Here is a 22,158-nt window from a genome sequence, read left to right as displayed (position 1 = left end):
TATGTGTTGCTTTAATTGTTGAAATAAAAACTATAAAAATGCATGTTAAGACGCTTATCCTGTTGATGATTTTATAAGCTTAAGTAGCTGTTTAATTGGTGTTTATACACTTTAAATGTAAGCTAAAAGAGACATGGTAATCAAGAGAGTTACAAAGAAATAAAGTTTTAAATATTAAAAATGAAAGTCTTGCATATTTGCAAGACTATTTTTGTGAGTTATAGTTAGCAATTAGTATGTTAAAAGCATTTGATGGTTAGGGTTAGAATGTGATTCTGATATCTTAAAATCATAATGCCCTATGATCTTAAATCCTGCTTTTTCATAAAACTTGATAGCTTTTTTGTTTTTAATCCATGTATAAAGCCATATACCAGATTGATTATGTTTTTTAGATATTTCAATATTAAAATTGAAAAGCATTAAGCCTAGTTTTAAATCTTGATGAGATTCAAGTAAATATAAACGCTCTAACTTTGTTACATTATTAAAAGGAATATTTTTTGTAGCGACATTAAGAGTTATTTTAGAGTAACCAACCAATTGGTTTTTAAAATGTAATAAATAAAACATATTGTTGCTATCATTCAGCTCTTCTTTAAAAGCTTCAGGGTTTAGTTTTAATGATATATAATTGTCTATATCTTTTTGTGGCGCACTATGCCCGTGAGATTCTAAAAACGTTTTAGAAGCTAAAACAGATAATTGTTCAGCATCATTTAATGTTGCTTTAATAGTAGATGTCATGAGACAAAATTAGCTCAAAAGAACCAGTTTTAAATCCATATATCTATTTTAATTTTTATCCGTGACTTTTATTCTAAGGTTTTTTTTAAGTAATACTACCATTTAAAAGATTTTTTTCATGTTATCAGCTATAAATACTAAAATTAACGAATCTTTTTCAGTATAAAATTGGGGTTACTTCATGCAGTGTTATCGCGTATTCACTATAATTTTTTTACTAAATCAGATTCGTTTTTATACTTTTATTTTTTTTTCCAATAGCACTAACAGGGATTACTTAAAATTTAACAAACACACATTTTATAAAACTTGATTAAGAGCTTGTTGTTGTTTAGCAAAGTGTTTGAAATACACTTTTTTATGACCGAAGAGAATATATTAATAACAATCCAAACGAGTTGTAATAATTGTAGCTGAAATAATAGCACAAAAATAAAAGATACCAATAATATTAGTTGCCATTTTTAAGTTGTTATTTGTTAACTTCGTGCTCATATACATACTCAAATGTGTTATTTTTATCTAATAAAAAGCGAATTAATTCTTTTTATAGAATTAACAAAAAACATATAGAATTTTTAATAAATAATGAAAATACTCTCAAAAGAACAGATTTACGAAGGCGATAAATTAACAGCACAACGTCAGAATATATCTTCAACAGAATTAATGGAGCGTGCTGGAACACAAATTTTTAATTGGATGCATATGCGTATGCAAGGCGCTCAAGTACCAATTCATGTGTTCTGTGGTATAGGTAATAACGGTGGCGATGGATTGGTTTTGGCAAGACATTTAGTAAATCATGGATATAATGTTCATACATATGTTGTAAACTATAGTGATAAGCGTTCTAAAGACTTTTTGGTAAATTATGATAGAATAAAACAGGTAACTAAAGAGTGGCCAACACTTATGGCTTGTGAAGAGGATTTTCCTACAATCACCCCAGAAGCTATTATTGTTGATGCTGTTTTTGGTATTGGCTTAAACAGGCCAATAGCAGATTGGGTAAAGAAATTATTTCAACATTTTAGAGCATCAAAAGCATTTACTTTAGCTATTGATATTCCTTCAGGTTTACAAACTGATAGTGTTCCAGAAAGTGAAAATGATGTTGTTTGGGCTGGATACACCTTAAGTTTTCAGTCGCCAAAACTTATTTTCTTTTTACCTGAAACTTCAAAATATTCGGTACAATGGGAGGTTTTAGATATAGGTATAGATTTAGAGTACATTTACAAACTTAATACAGAAGCAGAGCTTATAGGTAAGCAAGAAGTTTTACCAATATATAAGCCGCGTAAGCGTTTTTCACATAAAGGTAGTTTTGGACATGCACTTATAGTTGGTGGTAGTTATGGAAAGATAGGTTCAGTAACATTGTCAAGTAAAGCAGCTTTGGTTTCTGGAGTAGGTTTAGTGTCTGCTTATGTGCCAAAATGTGGTTATGTGCCATTGCAAGTAGCATTACCAGAAGCTATGGTGATTACTGATGAAAACGAAAAGTTTATCTCTAATATTTCATTTGATATTACGCCATCTGCCATAGGAGTTGGAATAGGAATTGGTACACAAGACGAAACATTACTTGCTTTTGAGAATTTTTTAAAAGAAAATAAAGCGCCTTTGGTTGTTGATGCTGATGCTTTAAATCTATTATCAAAAAAAACTGAATTACTAGCCTTATTACCAAAAGGCACAGTATTAACGCCACACCCAAAAGAGCTAGAACGTTTAATTGGTGAATGGAAAGATGATTTTGATAAATTAAATAAAACAAAAGCCTTCTCAAAAAAGCATGAAGTTATTGTTGTTGTAAAAGGCGCAAATACAATTACTGTTTTTCAAGATAAATATTATGTCAATACAACAGGAAATCCAGGTTTGGCTACAGCAGGAACAGGCGATGTGTTAATGGGTATCATTGCAGGATTAATAACTCAAGGATATGAGCCTTTAAGCGCCTCTGTTTTTGGGGTGTATTTACATGGTAAAGCTGCTGATATAATTTTAGAAGATTTTGGGTATCAAAGTATGATAGCTAGCTATGTTATTGATGCTGTAGCAGAAGCTTATATAGACTTATTTAAACAACCAGAACAACCTCAAGTTAGTGAAGCAGAGCAAGAGGAGTCATAACTAAAGTTAAGAATATAAAAAAAGCCACTTTACTAAAAAGTGGCTTTTTTTATGAGTTAATCTATTTTAAATATTTAGCTCGCTAAATAAATCTGTAAGATCACTGCTTGATGGTCTTGGTGCATCAGCAGAAACAATTTTTCCGTCAGGATCTAAAAGTATAAATCTAGGAATACCCATAATGTAGTAATCTGCAATAAACTGTGATTGCCATCCTTTTGGAGCAAATAATTGAATACCTCCTAATTCTTTATCGGCTACCATCGCTTTCCAATCTTCTTTAGCTTTATCCCATGAGTTTCCATGAGTTCTATCATCATCTATTGAGATACTAACAAATTGAATGTTTTTACCATGATAAGCGGCTTCAATTTTTTTAAGTGAAGGAATTTCAGCTTTACAAGGTCCGCACCATGTAGCCCAAATGTCAATGTATGTGTATTTTCCTTTTAAGTCATTTAGAGACATTGTGCCTCCTGCATAATTCTCATAGTCTTTAAACTCTGGAGAATCAGCACCTTTATATAAAGTTTCAGACATTGCTTTTTCAGTTTCTAATTGCTGTTTAATAGCAAACCTGTAATATTTCATTATTTTAGGAAGACGTTCTTTGGCATCAGCCACAACAGTTGAATCAATGTTTTTAGCATTGTCATAAAAAGCCTTAAGTTCGTTTTCAACTTTGTCAAATTCCTTGTTATAAGCAAGGCTATCTAAATCCTTATAGGCTTCAGTAGAAAAATAAGTTTCTTGTTTCAAACTATGAGCAGCTAAAAAATTACTTGTTTCAGATCCTTCTCCAGTATATTTCACAGTTTCATCAAACATTTTTGTGTCAATAGTCATGTTTAAATCATAACCATTTTTTAGGAAAATTGATGTTACTTCTGTACCATCTCCAATTGAAAAAACGCCTGGTTCAGCAACTTTTAAAGTATCTTTAAATGTGCCATCTTCAGCAACTTTTAGTACTTTGATAAAATCTTTTTTCTTTACAAAAACAGAGTCGCTGTTTTTATTAGTGATTGTTCCTGAAAGTGTTACATAATCTTTAGGTTTTTCTTCTTTTTCATTACATGCAAATACAGATATTGCTAATGCGAGAATCGCTAGTTTTTTCATGATAAATAATTTATGTTTTACCAAAAATAATGAGAATTATATTATAATGTTAGTATTTCGTTTAATTATTAATATTTACTTGCATAATTAGATACGAATGCAGAATTTTGAGGCCAAATATTTAAAAAAGACATGAGCCAAATTCATTATATATCATCTGAAACTTTAGATTTAAAAACCATATACGAAATCACTTACGAACAGAAACAATTAGCGCTTTCTGATGAAGTTATTGATAAAGTTCAAAAGTGTAGAAGTTATCTTGATGAAAAATTAAAAAATCAAGACAAACCAATTTATGGGATAAATACAGGTTTTGGATCATTGTATAATGTGAAAATTACAAATGAAAACTTAACTAAACTTCAAGAGAATTTAGTTATGTCTCATGCTTGTGGTGTTGGAGAGCGTGTACCAAAGCATGTTGTTAAATTAATGCTTTTACTTAAAATACAATCGCTACATTACGGCCATAGTGGTGTGCAAGTAGCTACAATAAAACGTTTGGTAGATTTTTATAACAACGATATTTTGCCAGTTGTTTATACGCAAGGTTCTTTAGGAGCTTCGGGAGATTTAGCACCATTAGCTCATTTAGCATTACCATTATTAGGAAAAGGCGAAGTTTATTATAAGGGAAAACGCCATGATGCAGAAACAGTTTTAGAGAAATTTGACTGGGAACCCATAGTATTAAAATCTAAAGAAGGTTTAGCGTTGCTAAACGGAACACAATTTATGAGCGCGTATGGTATAGACTTGCTATTAGAGTCTTATAAATTGTCATATTTAGCAGATTTAATAGGAAGTATTTCATTAGATGCTTTTGATGGTAGGATAGAGCCTTTTAATGAGTTAGTACATTTAGTAAGACCACATAACGGGCAGCTTAAAACTGCTGAACGTGTTAGAGAGTTTTTAGATAGTAGCGAACTTATTAGTCAATCTAAAAAACACGTACAAGATCCGTACTCGTTTAGATGTATACCGCAAGTGCATGGTGCAAGTAAAGATACATTAGCTTATGTAGAAAAAACATTTATTACAGAAATAAACTCGGTGACTGACAACCCTAATATTTTTTTTAATGATGATGAAATTATTTCTGGAGGTAATTTTCATGGACAACCTTTAGCCTTGGCGTTAGATTATTTAAAAATAGCTATGGCTGAATTAGGAAATATTTCAGAGCGCAGAATTTTTCAATTAGTATCAGGTTTACGTGAGTTACCAGCCTTTTTAGTTGATAACCCAGGTTTAAACTCTGGATTTATGATTCCACAATATACAGCTGCTAGTATAGTAAGTGCAAACAAACAATTAGCATCACCAGCAAGTATTGATAGTATTGTGTCTAGTAATGGTCAAGAAGATCACGTTAGTATGGGTGCAAATGCAGCTACGCAAGCATTTAGATTGGTTAATAATGTAAAGCGTATTTTATCTATAGAACTTTTTAATGCTTCTCAAGCATTATCATTCAGAGCGCCTTTAAAATCTTCTGAATTTATAGAGTCTTTTCTAAAATCTTATAGAGAGCAAGTTGCTTTTGTGGCTGATGATAGAGAACTTTATAAAGATATTGATAAAAGTATTTTGTTTGTAGAGCAATTGGCAGTAGATGTAGATGAATTTTTAAGTTAAAGATTCATCTGATTTATTTTTACACAATTTATTTGCCCATTTATAAGCATCTTCTAGTGTTGAAAATATTTCAAATGGCTTTTGAAGAAAAAGTTTTTCTATATCTGAATTGTCTATCATAATTTTTTCGCCGGTTACAACAGCAAATCCTAATAAATTATCAATTTTTGATGTTTCCAGATAAACTTTAGGGTTTATAGCGTAGGAGTTTTTTCGGTGTGTTACATATACAAAGGGTTTGCTATCGCCATAATATTTTTTAGTTATATCAACAATAGCGTTATACTTTTCATTTGATATTGTAACACCTTCTTTCATAACAGCCACTATGTAGTTGCTGTATATAGTAAATTCTCCAAAAGTGTACTTTAATTTTTTCTCCATATTCTAAATTAAAAAAAAACTAAAAACTCCATTTATAAAATGGAGTTTTTTTTAGTTAAAAAACTAATTATTAGGATTCTGCAGTATCTTTTGGTTTCTCTATAGTGACTTTTAGCTCTTGACTTTTTTCGTCTAAAGTCATAGAGATTTTATCACCTTCGTCAATTTTAGAGTTAACTATTTCTTCAGCTAGTGTATCTTCAATATACTTTTGTATTGCACGTTTTAATGGTCTTGCTCCATATTGTTTGTCAAAACCTTTATCGGCAATAAAATCTTTAGCTTTTTTAGATAGTTTTAAATCGTATCCTAGCAACTTGATTCTTTCAAATAGTTTTTCAAGTTCAATATCAATGATTTTATTGATATCTTCTCGTTCTAGAGCGTTAAACACAACAACATCATCAATTCTGTTTAAGAATTCTGGAGCAAACGCTTTTTTAAGTGCGTTTTCTATAACGCTTCTTGCATTGGCATCTTCTTGCGCTTTTTGTGACGATGTTCCGAATCCAACTCCGGTTCCAAAATCTTTAAGCTTACGAGCACCAATATTTGAGGTCATTATAATAATTGTATTTCTAAAATCAATTTTTCTACCTAAACTGTCTGTTAAATAGCCGTCATCTAATACTTGAAGTAACATGTTAAATACATCAGGATGTGCTTTTTCTATTTCATCAAGTAATATTACAGCGTAAGGTTTGCGTCTTACTTTTTCTGTAAGTTGACCACCTTCTTCATAACCAACGTATCCTGGAGGAGCACCAATTAGTCTTGAGATTGCAAATTTCTCCATGTATTCACTCATATCTATTCTAATAAGTGAATCTTCGCTATCAAATAGTTGTTTAGAAAGAACTTTAGCTAATTGTGTTTTACCAACTCCTGTTTGCCCTAAAAATATAAATGAACCAATTGGCTTATTGGGATCTTTAAGTCCAGCTCTGTTTCTCTGAATGGCTTTTACAACTTTAGCAACGGCTTCATCTTGACCAATTACTTTTCCTTTTATAAGTTCTGGTAATTGAGCAAGTTTGTTGCTTTCAGTTTGTGCTATTCTGTTTACAGGGATTCCGGTCATCATAGATATTACATCGGCAACGTTGTCTTCAGTAACAACTTCGCGGTGTAATTTTGTTTCTTCTTCCCATTTTTCTTGAGCAATAGCAAGTTCTTTTTCTATGCGTTTTTCATCATCTCTTAACTTTGCTGCTTCTTCATATTTTTGTTTTTTAACAACAGAAGATTTAGATTCTTTTACGTCTTCAAGTTGTTTTTCTAAATCTAAAATTTGTTGAGGAACATCAATATTTTTAATGTGAACTCTAGATCCGGCTTCGTCAAGTGCATCTATAGCTTTATCTGGTAAAAATCTATCAGACATATACCTGTTAGTTAGCTTAACGCACGCTTCAATAGCCTCATCTGTGTAATCAACATTGTGATGCTCTTCATACTTACCTTTTATGTTGTTAAGAATCATGATAGTTTCTTCAACACTAGTAGGTTCTACAATAACTTTTTGAAAACGTCTTTCAAGAGCTCCATCTTTTTCTATATACTGTCTGTATTCATCTAGGGTAGTGGCGCCAACACATTGAATTTCACCACGAGCTAAAGCAGGTTTAAACATATTTGATGCGTCTAAACTTCCAGTTGCGCCACCAGCACCAACAATTGTGTGAATTTCATCAATAAAAAGAATGATATCATCATTTTTTTCTAATTCATTCATAACAGCTTTCATACGTTCTTCAAACTGTCCACGATATTTTGTGCCTGCAACTAGGCTGGCTAAATCTAGTGTTACTACACGTTTGTTAAATAATATTCTAGATACTTTTCGTTTCACAATTCTGTTTGCTAAACCTTCAGCAATTGCTGATTTACCTACGCCAGGTTCACCAATAAGTAATGGGTTGTTTTTCTTTCTTCTACTTAAAATTTGAGAAACACGTTCTATTTCCTTTTCTCGTCCTACAACAGGGTCTAATTTTCCTTCTTCGGCCATAGCGGTTAAATCTCGACCAAAATTATCTAAAACAGGTGTTTTAGATTTTTTATTAGTTTTTCCTGAAGGCGCATTAAACGGATTGTCTTTAGGTGTGTCTTCACCAGCTGACGCATCATCATCAAATGCTTGGTTTTTTGGTTCTATGTATTCGTCGTCATTTGTTATCATAAACTTGAATTGTTCTTTAACGTTATCGTAATCAACTTTTAACTTATTAAGAAGCTTTGTAGTTGGGTCATTTTCATTTCTTAAAATACATAACAATAAATGTGCTGTATTTATTGAAGTGCTTTGAAATAGCTTGGCTTCAAGAAATGTTGTTTTTAAAGCGCGTTCAGCTTGCCTTGTTAGGTGCAAGTTTGTTTTTTCATTAGAAACCACTGCAACATTTGGGTTTGCAGGGCTTAATATTTCTACTTTACGCCTTAAGTGGTTTAAATCTATTTCTAGAGCATTAAGTATATTGATAGCTTTACCATTACCGTCTCTTAAAAGCCCTAGCATTAAATGTTCTGTACCTATAAAATCATGTCCAAGGCGCAGTGCTTCTTCTTTACTAAAAGCGATTACGTCTTTTACTCTAGGTGAAAAATTATCATCCATAAATTATATCCTTTCTGCATTAAATGTAATAAAAACATATTACTAAAGGCAAAAACTATACCTTAAATTATATGTGTCTTGCTAATAGACAAAAAAAACTTAACAAAATCAAAAAAATTAACAGCTTACTTATTAACTAAAATAGTACTGGAAATTGTTAATAAAAAAAATAAAAAAGATAGAACAAACACCTATCATTACTACTTAATTGGTTATATTAGCTCGATTTGAAATTTTGAAAAAAACTAATTAATTTAATATATGGTAGAAGGAGAAAAACTCATTCCAATTAATATTGAAGATGAAATGAAATCGGCTTACATTGATTATTCAATGTCAGTCATTGTGTCACGTGCATTACCAGATGTAAGAGATGGTTTAAAACCTGTTCATAGACGCGTGCTTTTTGGTATGCATGAATTAGGAGTTAGGTCAAACACAGCTCATAAGAAGTCAGCTAGAATTGTTGGAGAAGTTTTAGGTAAGTATCACCCACATGGTGATTCATCTGTTTATGATACAATGGTACGTATGGCTCAAGAGTGGAGCTTGCGTTACATGCTTGTTGATGGACAAGGAAACTTTGGATCTATAGATGGCGATAGCCCAGCAGCAATGCGTTATACCGAAGCGCGTATGCGAAAAATATCTGAAGACATGCTTGCAGATATTGATAAAGAAACTGTAGATCATAAATTAAATTTTGACGATACATTACAAGAACCAACAGTTCTTCCTACCAGAATACCTGGACTATTAGTAAATGGTGCTTCTGGTATTGCTGTAGGTATGGCTACAAATATGCCACCGCATAACTTAAGTGAAGTTGTTGATGGTACAGTAGCTTATATTGATAATAATGATATAGAAATAGATGAGTTAATAACTTACATTAAAGCGCCAGATTTTCCTACAGGAGGAACTATTTATGGTTATGATGGAGTTCGTGAAGCCTTTAAAACAGGTCGCGGACGAATTGTAATGAGAGGTAAGGCGGTTATTGAAGAGGTACAAGGTAGAGAATGTATAATTGTATCAGAAATTCCTTATCAAGTAAATAAGGCTGATATGATTAAAAAAACAGCCGATCTTGTAAATGACAAAAAACTTGAAGGTATCTCTACAATTCGAGATGAGTCTGACAGAAATGGAATGCGTATTGTTTACGTATTAAAAAGAGACGCAATACCTAATATAGTTTTAAATAAACTTTTTAAATACACGGCATTACAATCATCTTTTAGTGTAAATAATATTGCATTAGTAAACGGAAGACCACAATTACTAAACCTTAAAGAACTTATTCATCATTTTGTAGAGCATAGACATGATGTTGTAGTGCGTCGTACCAAATATGAATTACGTAAGGCTGAAGAGCGTGCACACATATTAGAAGGATTAATAATTGCTTCAGATAATATTGATGAAGTTATAGCTTTAATTCGTGCATCATCTAATGCTGAAGAGGCTCGAGAAAAGTTAATAGAACGTTTTAAGCTATCTGAAATACAAGCCAAGGCTATTGTAGAGATGCGTCTACGTCAATTAACAGGTTTAGAACAAGATAAACTACGTTCTGAATACGAAGAATTGATGAAAACTATTGAAGACCTAAAAGATATTCTAGACAAAAAAGAGCGTCGTATGAATATCATTAAAGATGAGCTTCTTGTTGTTAAAGATAAATACGGAGATGAGCGTCGTTCTATAATAGAGTATGCTGGTGGAGATTTAAGTATTGAAGATATGATTCCTGATGAGCAAGTAGTTATTACCATTTCTCATGCTGGATACATAAAAAGAACATCTTTAACAGAATACAAAATACAAAATAGAGGAGGCGTAGGTCAAAAAGCATCAACAACAAGAAACGAAGATTTCCTAGAGAACTTATTTGTAGGTACAAACCATCAATACATGTTGTTCTTTACTCAAAAAGGTAAATGTTTCTGGATGCGTGTTTATGAAATTCCTGAAGGAAGCAAAACATCAAAAGGTCGCGCTATTCAAAACCTTATAAATATAGAGCAAGACGATAAAGTTATGGCTTTCATTTGTACGCAAGACCTAAAAGATGAAGACTACATAAACAGCCATTACGTTATTATGGCTACAAAAAATGGTCAAGTAAAGAAAACAGCACTTGAGCAATATTCAAGACCAAGAACAAACGGTATTAACGCCATTACCATAAAAGAGGAAGATGAGCTATTAGAAGCAAAACTAACCACTGGTAATAGTCAAGTAATGTTAGCACTTAAGTCTGGTAAAGCCATCAGATTTGAAGAAGCTAAAACAAGACCAATGGGTAGAAATGCTTCAGGAGTAAGAGGGATTACACTAGCAAACGATCAAGATGAAGTAATTGGTATGATCGCTATTGAAAATCCTCAAGAAGAATCTGTACTTGTTGTATCTGAAAATGGTTATGGTAAACGTACGTTTATTGACGATCCTGAAGATGGAGAAGCTGTTTATAGAATTACAAACCGAGGAGGAAAAGGAGTTAAAACAATTTCTATTACCGAAAAAACAGGTCATCTAGTAGCCATTAAATCTGTAACCGATGAAGATGATTTAATGATCATTAATAAATCTGGAATTGCAATTAGAATGGCAGTTAACAACCTTCGAGTTATGGGACGTGCAACACAAGGAGTAAAACTTATAGACTTAAAAGGAAAAGATTCTATAGCAGCAGTAGCAAAAGTAATGAAAGATGAAGATGAAACTATTGATGCTGAAGCATTAGAATCTGGCGAAACCATAGAAAATGGTACAAATCTTGATAATACTCAAGAAGATCAAAATAATAACGATAATTAATAAAAAAACAGAAAAATGAAAAATACACTAATAGTTGCTTTATCCCTATCGGTAACTACGTTTTCTTTTGCTCAAAAAAAGGAATTGAAAACAGCTGAAAAAGCTATAAAAAATGCAAACTATGCAGAAGCTAAAACAGCTTTAGGTCAAGCAAAGTCTTTAATGTCTTCTATGGATGGCAAATTAAAAGATAAATATAACTTTCTTAATGCAAAAGCGCTTTATGCAAACGGAACCGGAAGCCAGTCAGATATAAATGAGGCTTTAACAAGTTTAGAAAGTGTTTCAGATAATTATGCATCTGAACTGTCAGAACTTAAAACTGCGATGGAAAATGATTTTCTTACCAAAGCAAATGAAGCTTACAAAAGCAATAATTTCTCACTAGCTACTGATAAATTTGAGCAACTTTATAGAGTTGTGCCTTCAGATACAACATATCTATATTATGCTGCTGTAAGTGCTGTAAGTGGGCAAGACTATGATGCTGCTTTAAATCATTACTTAAAATTAAGTGATTTAGGGTATACAGGACAAGAAAAGCAATATTATGCAACAAATGTAGAAACAGGAGAAGAAGAAGTTTTTGATAAAGCAACAAGAGATATTTTAGTAAAAGGAGACGACTATATCAAACCTGTTGATCGTATGACAGAATCTAAATTAGCTGAAATAACCAAAAACATTGCACTTATTTATGTTAATTTAGACAAAAATGATGAAGCTATCGCTGCTATAAAAAAGGCTAGAGCCAATGAGCCAAGCGATGTTAATTTGATATTAACGGAAGCTAACCTTCAGTATAAAATGGGTAATACAGATGCTTATAAATCTTTAATAGAAGAAGCTATCGAGTTAGATCCTAACAACATTGACTTATTTTATAATTTAGGAGTTCTTTCTGCTGAATCAGGAAATAACGAAAAGGCAAAAGAATATTACAATAAAGTAATTGAAATGGATCCTACCTATGTTAATGCTCAAACAAATATTGCGGCATTAATTCTTGATGAAGAGAAAGATATCATTGAAGAAATGAATGGTTTAGGTAGTTCAGCTGCTGATAATAAGCGTTATGATGAGCTTAAGGAAGAAAGAATGACCGTATATAAATCTGCTATTCCTTATTTAGAAGCTGTATTAAAAATTAACCCAGATGATGTTCAAGTAACAAAAACGTTAATGAATATATACAGTGCTATTGATAATACTGCAAAATTTAAAGCTTTAAAAGCTAAATTAGAAACATTAGAAGGAAATTAGAGTCTTTTTTCCTTTTAATCAAAAAAAACACCGCTAAATTTTAGCGGTGTTTTTTTATATAATCTTTTTAATGACTCGTAGTTTATGAGTGTGTTTTCTTAACTCGGCATTATATATACCAGAATGATCTAATCTATCAATTCGTACTTTTCCATGTGCATGGATAATAAAATTATCTTTCATGATAATTCCAACATGTACAATATCACCTTCAGTATTATCAAAAAAGGCTAAATCACCAGGATCGCTTTCTTCAATAAAACTTAAAGCTTCACCTTGAGTGGCTTGCTGTGAGGCATCTCGTAGTAATTTATAACCGTTTAATTTATAAACCATTTGCGTAAAACCAGAACAGTCAATACCAAAAGGAGTTTTTCCACCCCAAAGATATGGGGCATTTAAATACATAAAGGCTGTATTTATTAAAGACTCTTTTTCTTTTTTACTAGAAGTGGTATTACCATCATAAGTATGGTTTAATAGCGATAAACCGTTAAGGCAAGCACCTAAAGGAATTGGATAAAGTTGTTGGTTACTGTCTTGAATAAACTCAACCAAATCTGTTGAAACTTTAAGTGTTTCCTTATTTAGAAAGCTGTATTGATCTTCAAGTATTTCAAGATACTGTTTATTATCTATCCAGCCTTCGTAATTATCAAATGCAAGACGAATTCGACTCCAATTTTTACGTTGTTCAAGCACTTTAAAGTAATCACCATAGAGTACTTGTGAAACAAGTTCACTTTTGTCAGATGGTTCAAACCTTAAAGGAACAATGCTTAAATTACAAATTCCGTATTGCATTTAGATTCTGGTTTAGTTTCTTTCTATAACAACTGCAGAAGCACCACCGCCGCCATTACAAATAGCTGCAGCACCAATTTTTGCATCGTTTTGTTCTAAAACATTTAATAGGGTGATTAATATTCTTACACCAGAACAACCTAGTGGGTGTCCTAAAGAAACGGCACCACCGTTTACATTTACGTTTTTATCGCTTAAACCTAAAATTTTCATGTTTGCTAATCCTACAACAGAGAAGGCTTCGTTAAACTCGAAGTAATCTACATCATCTATTGATATATTTGCTTTGTCTAAAGCTTTTGGAAGCGCTTTAGCCGGTGCAGTAGTAAACCATTCTGGCTCGTGAGCAGCATCAGCATAACTTTTTATTGTAGCAAGTGGTTTTAGTCCTAATTCTTCTGCTTTTTCTTTACTCATTAAAACCATGGCTCCAGCACCATCATTTATTGTAGAAGCATTTGCTGCTGTAACAGTACCGTCTTTAGTGAAAGCAGGTCTTAAAGCAGGAATTTTATCCATTTTTACATTAGTAAATTCTTCATCTTTATTTACTATAATAGCATCACCACGACGTTGAGGAACTTCAACAGGAACTACTTCGTTGTCAAACTTTCCTGCTTCCCAAGCAGCAGCAGATCTATTGTATGATTGAATAGCAAATGCATCTTGGTCTTCTCTAGAGAATTCATATTCAGTTGCACAAGCATCAGCACAAACACCCATAGCATCTTGATTATAGGCATCTACTAAACCATCTTTTTGCATACCATCTATCATGGTTGCAGGTCCAAATTTAGTTGCAGAACGCGCGTGAAAGTAATGAGGAATTAAACTCATGTTTTCCATACCTCCAGCAACTACAACATCAGCATCACCCAAAGCTATTGCTTGAGCAGCTTGCATAACAGCTTTCATTCCAGAAGCACATACTTTGTTTATTGTGGTACAAGGAACAGTATTAGGAATACCAGCATAAATAGCCGCTTGTCTTGCAGGAGCTTGTCCTGTTCCTGCTTGAACAACATTACCCATTAAAACTTCTTGAACCATTTCTGGCTTTAAATTTATTTTATCTAGTGCACCTTTTATAGCTATAGCTCCTAATTTAGGAGCTGGTATTGTTGATAATGATCCTAAAAAACTTCCAATAGGAGTTCTAGCAGCAGAAACAATAACGACGTCTTTATTCATTTTGATTTTTCTTTTTTTGATTCTCGCAAAAATAATGATTTTTTTATAGAACAGAGAATGATTACTCTATTATAAGCGATTGAAAAAGGTTATATTTTTATTACATTTGAGATATTAAACCACTTCATGAAAGACTTTATTAATTTACTATATAGAAATCACTCATTAGTATATAAGCTGCTTCTTTTTATAGGTACTACATTTTTAATTGTTTACTTGTTTCCTAAAAGCGGTAAGTTTAAATATAATTTCGAAAAAGGAAAGCCTTGGCAATCAGAAAACTTATATGCACCTTTCAATTTTGCTATAAAAAAGACAGATGCTGAAATTGCAACAGAAAAAAAACGTATCACAGATAACAGTACGCTGTATTTTAATGTTGATGTTGCAGTAAAAAAACAAGTATACAAATTATATGACCAAGAGTTTAAAACAATTTTTGATGATTCATTATCTAAATTACCTGATAATGTTTTGTATAAAACAGGTAAGCAAATTTTAAATGACTTGTATGGTTATGGTTTTTTGAATCAAGACCATAATTTTTCTAAGTCACAAAAGGTTGTTCTGTTAAATAACCGTGTAGAGTATAAAAAGGCAACGTATTCAAATTTAATAAGTCAAAGTGAGTTGACTAGCTTTATTGAGGATGATTTAAAAAACAATGGGCTAAACCGCTATAAAACACAATTTATTTCTTTGTTTTTTGATATTGTAGAACCTAATTTAACGTATGATAAAGCTTTTACAGAGAATGTATTACAAGAAGAGCTTGATAAAATTTCTTATACAAGAGGAAGTGTAGAAAAAGAAACCCTTATTATTTCTAAAGGAGAAGTAGTTGAAGGTGATAAATATCAAAAATTACGTTCTTTAGAGTTGGAGTATGAGTCTCAAGTTTGGACAGATACCAATTATTACTTAATAGTTTTTGCTTATACAGTTTTAGTAGCTTTAGCATTGCTAATGTTGCTTTTGTTTTTAAGAAAATATAGACTTGATGTTTTTGAAAACAATACCAAAGTAACCTTTATATTTTTCAATATTTTCTTAATGGTACTTATTACAACTTTGGTTGTAAATTACAATTCTAAATATATTTATGTTGTACCAATTTGTATACTACCGCTTGTGTTAAAAGCTTTTTTTGATGCTAGATTAGGCTTGTTTACACACGTTGTTACGGTTTTATTATTAGGCTCTATTGTGTCAAATAGTTATGAATACATGTTTTTACAAATTATCGCAGGTATTGTAACTATTTTAACAGTATCTGAATTATATAAGCGCGCTAATTTATTTATATCTGTAGGACAAATAACACTTATTTATATTATAGCATATTTTGCCTTTTTTGTAATACATGAAGGGAGTGTAGAATCACTTAAGTGGGAAACATTTGGACTCTTTGTATTGTGTGGTTTAGCTACGCTTTTTGTGCAGCCACTTATATATGCTTATGAAAAATTATTTGGATTAGTATCAGATGTATCACTTCTTGAGTTGTCAGATACCAATTCTAAACTACTTAAGGAGCTTTCTGATATAGCTCCAGGAACTTTTCATCATTCATTAAATGTCGCAAATTTAGCTGAAGCTGCTGCAAACGAGATAGGAGCAAATGCTATGCTTGCTAGAGTAGGTGCTTTATATCATGATATCGGAAAAATGAAAAACCCTACGTATTTTACTGAAAACCAACCAACAGGTATAAGTCCTCATGACGAGTTGTCATCTAGAGAAAGTGCTTCTATTATTATAGATCATGTTATAAATGGAATAGAAATAGCAAAAAAGAATAACCTACCAGATCGTGTAATAGATTTTATAAGAACTCACCATGGAACTAGTGTTGTTTACTATTTTTATATGAAAGAAAAGGAAACTAGTTTAGATTCTCAAGTAGATAAATCGGTTTTTTCATATCCTGGTCCAAAGCCTTTTAGTAAAGAAACAGCAATTCTTATGATGTGTGATAGTGTAGAAGCAGCTTCAAAAAGCTTAAGAGAACCAACCTCTTCAAAAATTGATGATTTTGTTGAAAATATAATCAATAAACAAATGGCAGAAGAACAGTTTTTAAATGCCAATATTACGTTTAAAGAAATTCAATCTATCAAAAAAGTATTAAAAAGAAAACTAGCTAATATTTATCACTTAAGGATAGAGTACCCAGAATAGATATTATTTTATCATTTTAAAACAACTATCAGTGTTCATGATGTATTAATGATTAAATTGCAAGAGACTTAAAAAATGTAACACTTATGCAACCTAAAATAACCTTAAAAGATTTAGCTAATCTTGCTGGCGTTTCAATTTCAACGGTTTCTAAAGCATTAAATGATAGCCCTGAAATAGGAGAGAAAACCCGTGTGAAAATTAAAGAAATTGCAGAGTCTTATAATTATGTACCTAATAATATTGCAAGAAGTTTAAAATCTAAATCAACTAAAATAATTGGGGTTATTATACCTGCAATTTTATTGGAGTTTTTCAGTAAAGTATTGTATGGTATAGAGATGGAAGCTACTAGATTGGGTTATAAAATTGTAATTTGCCTATCAAATGAAAGCCATCAAAAAGAAGTTGAAAGCATAGATACGTTTATAAATGGTAGTGTTGATGGAATCATATTATCTGTAGCAGAAGAAACACAAAAAAATAAAGACTATTCACATTTTTATAAAACCTTAAAATATAACGTACCTATGGTTATGTTTGATAGGGTAATAGATGAGATTACTTGTGATAAAGTTACTGTAGATGATTTTGAAGGCGCTTTTAAAGCAACAAATTTTTTATTAGAAATAGGATGTGAAAATGTTGTGTTTTTAAATATAATATCAAATATAAGCGTAGGACAATTAAGAGAACAAGGTTATGTTTCAGCAATGCAAAAATCTGATAAAGAGGTGAAAATATTAACACCTCAACATTATAATGAAATAGAAAAAGAGTTATTACCAGTTTTTAAAAATGAAAAGGTTGATGCTATATTAGCAGCAGACGAATACTCTGCTGTTTTAGCTATGAATGTTGCAAGAATGAATGGATATGATATTCCCAAAGATATTTCGATTATAGGGTTTACAAATGGCCTTATTTCTGAACACGCAATACCATCATTAACAGTTGTTAGTCAACATGCTGAAAATATTGGTAAACAAGCGGTTTCTTCACTTGTAAATCGTTTAGAAAGTGAAACCTCAACAGAAACAATACATACCGTAGTTAAAACAAATATTGTTGAAAGAAACTCCACAAGATGAAAGTAATCAAATTAGCACTTTATTACTAAAAAAGAATAGACTAGAGAAGCAATACTATTTTATCAAAATAAGATAGTTTTTTTGAAGTAAATTATTGTAGTAGTTAAAATAAAAAAGCCTTACTAAAATTAGTAAGGCTTTTGTGATCGCGACAGGATTCGAACCTGTGACCGTCTGCTTAGAAGGCAGATGCTCTATCCAGCTGAGCTACGCGACCATTCAAGGATTAAACCTGAAAAAAAGTCGGGGTGGCAGGATTCGAACCTGCGACCTCCGCGTCCCAAACGCGGCGCGATAACCGGGCTACGCTACACCCCGAGTTGAGATAAAAATATCAAATAGACATTTTTATAAAAAACCACCGGTATTTGGTTTTTTAAACTCTGCGGAGAGACGGGGATTCGAACCCCGGCAACACTTACGCGTTGACAGATTAGCAATCTGCTCCATTACCACTCTGGCACCTCTCCAATACATTTTGTAAAGAACGTTCTTTAAATGCGGATGCAAATGTAAGTTTTCAAACCAAAGAACGCAACTATTTTTCCACTTTTTTACGTAAAAATTTACAATAAGTACTTATTGCTTTTTTAATCTATTAAAAGTCAGTTGTTAATAAAGTTTTTGCTTTATGATAATGAATATCTTTAAAATCAGAAATTATAGTGTTTGCTAGAGAGTAATCTTGATTTTTGGAATTTATACTATTGTATCCTACACAATAAATACCAGCAGCATGAGCTGCTTTTATTCCGTTTGTAGAATCTTCTATAACGATACAATGTTTTTTATCAACATTGGTAGCGGCATGAGCTTTATTAAATATTTCAGGATGTGGTTTTGAAGCCTTTAAATCAGCACCACTAAACTTATTAGTAAAAAATGGGTTTAAATTAAAACGCTCAAAAACACTTTCAATGGTAAACATTGATGCTGACGATGCTAGAACAAGGTTTACATCATTATCATAGTAGTTTTTAATAAGATCTAAAACACCATCAATTAGTTTTAGGTCTGGATCATTTTTAAACAAGTCTTTAAAAATATTGCGCTTTATTTGTACAAGCTCTTGAGGTTCGTTTTTTAAATTAAAATGATCACATAAACTACGACATACATTTATTGTAGATTGTCCAGTAAAGGATTCGTAGTGTGTGGCTGATACATCTATATTTAATTCGTTAAACATACCGTGGTATGCTTTATGGTGTAAAGGTTCGGTGTCTACAATAACACCATCCATGTCAAATAAAACAGCTTTAAGCATAGAATAAAAGTTTTTTTTGCAAAGATAGGTATCTGTTTAATTAATGTATTTAGTTATAAATTTATTTCTTGAAAGTATCATGCCTTCTCACAAATAATAACAATTCGCTCTTCCTCTAAATTTGTAGTAAAAAAAAGGTATGTTTTTCCGCCGTCTTTAATGTTTAGTTTTTTTCTTATTTGTTGTACCGTTTCAGGAAAATTTCTTGTTGTTATATTGGCTTGTTTCGGAACTCTCTTTTTTAGTGCCCGTTTGTTATAAGGCAGTATTTCTTTTATTTTAAAACATCTTCCCGGAAAATCAATATAAGCTTGTGAAGTATATAGATGCGAATGCTGATGAAGCTTAAAAACATTTAGTTTACTAGCTACTGATTTAAAAGCTCCTGATTTTAGTATTGCAGCATTGGGTTCATAAAGATAGGATAGAGGTAAGCTAAACTTTGGGTGAATAGTTTTTTCTGTTTCAAGTTCAAAATTGAAATAAGACTCTGATGTTTTTGTTAAGTTTATAGTTTTTATTTCAATAGGATTTTCATTTCCTTTTTCAAGCAGCCAAAGCAATTCTTTTACTTCATTATTTACAGCAACAACATGAATGGTTTTTACCCATTTTAATTCATTAATCCCTATAGAAATGTCCAATAGAGGTGATGTTTTAATTAGAATACTATTGGACTTACTGAAAAGTAAATCAATATGTTTGGGCACATTAGGAAGGCAGTCTGATAATAAAAATACTTTTCCTTTACTGTCATGTCGCCTAGAAGGATCTATGTAAATACAATCATATATATTTTTGTTTTCATTGAGATATTTTAAGCCATCAACGGCTTCTGTTTGTATATTTTCAGTGCCAAGTTGTTTTAAGTTGTGCGCAACAATTTGAGATAAAGTGTCATTTATTTCACAGTGTGTTACTTTTTTAAAATGTTTAGAAAAGAAGTAACAATCAACACAAAAACCACCTGTTAAATCTATAATCGTATTTCCGGTTACTAATTTAGATTTGTATAGTGCAGTAATTTCAGATGATGTTTGCTCAATATTAAGTTTATTAGGGTAATAAATTTTTGGTGTGTTGTACCAAGTAGGAAGTTTGGTTTCACACTTTTTTTTTGCTTCAATTTGCTCAATTAAAGTTTTAATGTCAATATCTAATTCAGGATGCTTTTTTAAGAGTAAACTTATGGTGTCAGAGTTTAAATTATTTTCAATAAACTCTTGATTTTTAGTTTTTAATATGTCTTTGTTCAAAGCTATACTATAATCCTTTAGTTAGTTTTTTTACTACTTTATAATCAGATAGAAACTCTTTCAAAATTACTTTTATAGCTGTGTAAGCAGGAACAGCAACTATCATACCTACAATACCAAATAGTAGTCCAGCAATAATAATTATCAAGAAGATTTCTAATGGATGCGACTTAACGCTTTTTGAGAAAATTACAGGCTGGCTAATGAAATTATCTATAAGTTGACCAATACAAATGATAATTAATACATACATGGTTTTAGGAAGTATGACATCACTAAAATCGCTACCAAGGTTACTTGTCATGGTAAGAATAATCATTAATGCACCACCAATTAAAGGCCCTACATAAGGTATTAAGTTTACTAAAGCACATAAAAATGCAATAACAACAGCATTTTCAACACCAATTATTAGTAGACCTATGGTATAAATAACAAACAATATTGATATCTGAAATATAAGTCCAACGAAATAACGAGAAAGTAAATCTTTAATTTTATTAAATGATTTTTGAAGTCTAGTTTCTTTATCTTCAGGTATAAAACTCATGATGCTTCCTTCAAATAACTGGCTGTCTTTCAGAAAGAAAAATGAAATAAACAATACAGAGAATAATCCGATACTAAAATTTCCAAACCCACTTAATATGGAGTTTATTAAATTAGGAATCAACGCATAGTCTAATTTTGAAAGCAAATCAGACTCTTTAAGTGATTGTTCAACATCTACATGGTTAATACCAAAATAGCTGGTTGCTTCTAGATATAAATCTTCAACATTACCTTGTAGCTCTTTAATATCTAGTAATTCTAGGTTATGGCTTTGCTCTGTAATTAGTGGAATAAATAATACAAATAACCCAACTAAAATGCCTATGAGCAATATCATAGTCGCTATAACGGCTACAGTGTTTTTGAATTTAAGTTTGTTTCTTAAAAATTGTACAATAGGCCTACCAATTAATGAAGTTATAGCGGCAATGACAATATATACAAGTACCGATTGAATTTTATATAAAAAAAATGCTACAAGACAAATGCCTACAACAACTGCTAGTGCTCTTAAAATTCCGTTTGCGATTATTTTTGAATTCATAAGGTAAATATATGAATTTGTATCATAGAGATTGTTTTGTTATTTCGTAAAGTGCAATATTTGTGGCTTGTACAGCATTCATGCTACTATTTTGACCAAACATTGTAATATGAATTGTATTATGAGATTCTTGTAGTATAGTTTCTGAAACGCCAAAATTTTCATCGCCTATAACCAAAGCAATGGGTTTTTCAGTTGAAAACTTAAAGCTATCTATAGGTGTGCTTTTATCTGTTATTTCTAAAGAAATTATTTGATAGTCGTTGTTTTTTAATTCAGAAATTACTGAAATAGCAGATTCGTGAATCTCATAAGGAACTACTTTTTCTGTAGCTCTTGATGTTTTTGTCATTTTTCTGCCAAAGGGAATATGACCTCCACAAAAAATAATTTTTTCAACACCAAAGGCATCAGCAATTCTAAATAAGCTACCAATGTTTGGTGCGTTAGTAATATTGTCACAAACTAACGTTATTGGGAATGTGCGCTTTTGAAAATTAGTATTGTAGTGGTTTAGTTGCATTTAT

At 31.4% G+C, this 22,158-nt stretch carries 16 protein-coding genes and 3 tRNA genes; 6 read left to right on the top strand and 13 right to left on the bottom strand.

All coding sequences use genetic code 11. The features are described from left to right. Positions 1-231 precede the first annotated feature (231 nt). Positions 232-747, bottom strand: a complete 516-nt coding sequence (locus tag ABD690_RS11360) for a GNAT family N-acetyltransferase (RefSeq protein ID WP_344730657.1) — start codon at positions 745-747, stop codon at positions 232-234. Between the two features lie 588 nt (positions 748-1,335). Between ABD690_RS11360 and ABD690_RS11355 the strand changes: the two genes are divergently transcribed. Continuing rightward, positions 1,336-2,889 (top strand): NAD(P)H-hydrate dehydratase, encoded by a 1,554-nt coding sequence (locus ABD690_RS11355; protein ID WP_344730655.1) that lies wholly within the window; start codon positions 1,336-1,338, stop codon positions 2,887-2,889. A 66-nt stretch (positions 2,890-2,955) separates the two neighbouring features. Here the strand turns inward: ABD690_RS11355 and ABD690_RS11350 are convergent, their stop codons facing one another. Next, positions 2,956-4,011: a redoxin family protein gene (locus ABD690_RS11350; RefSeq protein WP_344730653.1), complete on the bottom strand. Its 1,056-nt coding sequence runs from the start codon at positions 4,009-4,011 to the stop codon at positions 2,956-2,958. A gap of 132 nt (positions 4,012-4,143) precedes the next feature. Here ABD690_RS11350 and hutH point away from each other — a divergent pair, with 132 nt between their 5' ends. After that, on the top strand, positions 4,144-5,655 hold the full coding sequence (gene hutH, locus ABD690_RS11345; protein WP_344730651.1) for a histidine ammonia-lyase: 1,512 nt from the start codon (positions 4,144-4,146) through the stop codon (positions 5,653-5,655). On the opposite strand, the gene ABD690_RS11340 is transcribed toward hutH, so the two are convergent. Both ABD690_RS11340 and ABD690_RS11335 read right to left on the bottom strand, forming a co-directional pair. Continuing rightward, on the bottom strand, positions 5,647-6,039 hold the full coding sequence (locus ABD690_RS11340) for a hypothetical protein (protein WP_344730649.1): 393 nt from the start codon (positions 6,037-6,039) through the stop codon (positions 5,647-5,649). The genes hutH and ABD690_RS11340 overlap by 9 nt on opposite strands. A gap of 70 nt (positions 6,040-6,109) precedes the next feature. Beyond that, on the bottom strand, positions 6,110-8,656 hold the full coding sequence (locus tag ABD690_RS11335) for an ATP-dependent Clp protease ATP-binding subunit (RefSeq protein WP_344730646.1): 2,547 nt from the start codon (positions 8,654-8,656) through the stop codon (positions 6,110-6,112). A 261-nt stretch (positions 8,657-8,917) separates the two neighbouring features. Between ABD690_RS11335 and gyrA the strand changes: the two genes are divergently transcribed. Both gyrA and ABD690_RS11325 read left to right on the top strand, forming a co-directional pair. Further along, a complete protein-coding gene (gyrA, locus tag ABD690_RS11330) occupies positions 8,918-11,482 on the top strand; it encodes a DNA gyrase subunit A (RefSeq protein WP_344730644.1) in 2,565 nt (854 codons plus the stop codon). A gap of 15 nt (positions 11,483-11,497) precedes the next feature. Then, positions 11,498-12,745 (top strand): tetratricopeptide repeat protein, encoded by a 1,248-nt coding sequence (locus ABD690_RS11325; protein ID WP_344730642.1) that lies wholly within the window; start codon positions 11,498-11,500, stop codon positions 12,743-12,745. Between the two features lie 54 nt (positions 12,746-12,799). Here ABD690_RS11325 and ABD690_RS11320 read toward each other — a convergent pair whose 3' ends face one another. Continuing rightward, positions 12,800-13,549 carry a C40 family peptidase gene (locus tag ABD690_RS11320; protein ID WP_344730640.1) on the bottom strand — a complete coding sequence of 250 codons (750 nt, stop codon included), beginning with the start codon at positions 13,547-13,549 and terminating at the stop codon, positions 12,800-12,802. A gap of 12 nt (positions 13,550-13,561) precedes the next feature. Continuing rightward, complete coding sequence (locus tag ABD690_RS11315; protein ID WP_344730638.1) at positions 13,562-14,740, bottom strand: acetyl-CoA C-acyltransferase; 1,179 nt, start codon at positions 14,738-14,740, stop codon at positions 13,562-13,564. A 126-nt stretch (positions 14,741-14,866) separates the two neighbouring features. Between ABD690_RS11315 and ABD690_RS11310 the strand changes: the two genes are divergently transcribed. Then, the gene (locus ABD690_RS11310) at positions 14,867-16,921 is read left to right on the top strand and encodes an HD family phosphohydrolase (RefSeq protein WP_344730636.1); all 2,055 of its coding nucleotides are present in this window, start codon (positions 14,867-14,869) and stop codon (positions 16,919-16,921) included. Positions 16,922-17,007: 86 nt separating this feature from the next. After that, entirely contained in the window at positions 17,008-18,012 is a 1,005-nt protein-coding gene (locus ABD690_RS11305) for a LacI family DNA-binding transcriptional regulator (protein ID WP_344730634.1), read from the top strand. Between the two features lie 143 nt (positions 18,013-18,155). Here the strand turns inward: ABD690_RS11305 and ABD690_RS11300 are convergent. From ABD690_RS11300 to ABD690_RS11270, 7 genes are all read right to left on the bottom strand, one after another. Beyond that, a tRNA-Arg gene (locus ABD690_RS11300) sits at positions 18,156-18,229 on the bottom strand. A gap of 26 nt (positions 18,230-18,255) precedes the next feature. Beyond that, a tRNA-Pro gene (locus ABD690_RS11295) sits at positions 18,256-18,330 on the bottom strand. Positions 18,331-18,398: 68 nt separating this feature from the next. Then, positions 18,399-18,482, bottom strand: a tRNA-Ser gene (locus ABD690_RS11290). A gap of 128 nt (positions 18,483-18,610) precedes the next feature. Continuing rightward, positions 18,611-19,279 (bottom strand): HAD family hydrolase, encoded by a 669-nt coding sequence (locus ABD690_RS11285; protein ID WP_344730632.1) that lies wholly within the window; start codon positions 19,277-19,279, stop codon positions 18,611-18,613. Between the two features lie 77 nt (positions 19,280-19,356). After that, positions 19,357-20,535 (bottom strand): THUMP-like domain-containing protein, encoded by a 1,179-nt coding sequence (locus ABD690_RS11280; RefSeq protein WP_344730630.1) that lies wholly within the window; start codon positions 20,533-20,535, stop codon positions 19,357-19,359. Positions 20,536-20,542: 7 nt separating this feature from the next. Next, positions 20,543-21,631, bottom strand: coding sequence for an AI-2E family transporter (locus ABD690_RS11275; protein WP_344730628.1), 1,089 nt, complete (start codon positions 21,629-21,631; stop codon positions 20,543-20,545). Between the two features lie 22 nt (positions 21,632-21,653). Then, complete coding sequence (locus tag ABD690_RS11270; protein ID WP_344730626.1) at positions 21,654-22,154, bottom strand: TrmH family RNA methyltransferase; 501 nt, start codon at positions 22,152-22,154, stop codon at positions 21,654-21,656. Positions 22,155-22,158: the final 4 nt, after the last annotated feature.

Source organism: Corallibacter vietnamensis (assembly GCF_039537875.1).
GTDB lineage: Bacteria > Bacteroidota > Bacteroidia > Flavobacteriales > Flavobacteriaceae > Corallibacter > Corallibacter vietnamensis.
Note: the sequence above shows the minus strand (reverse complement) of the source record. Positions and strands in the feature narration are given on the sequence as shown.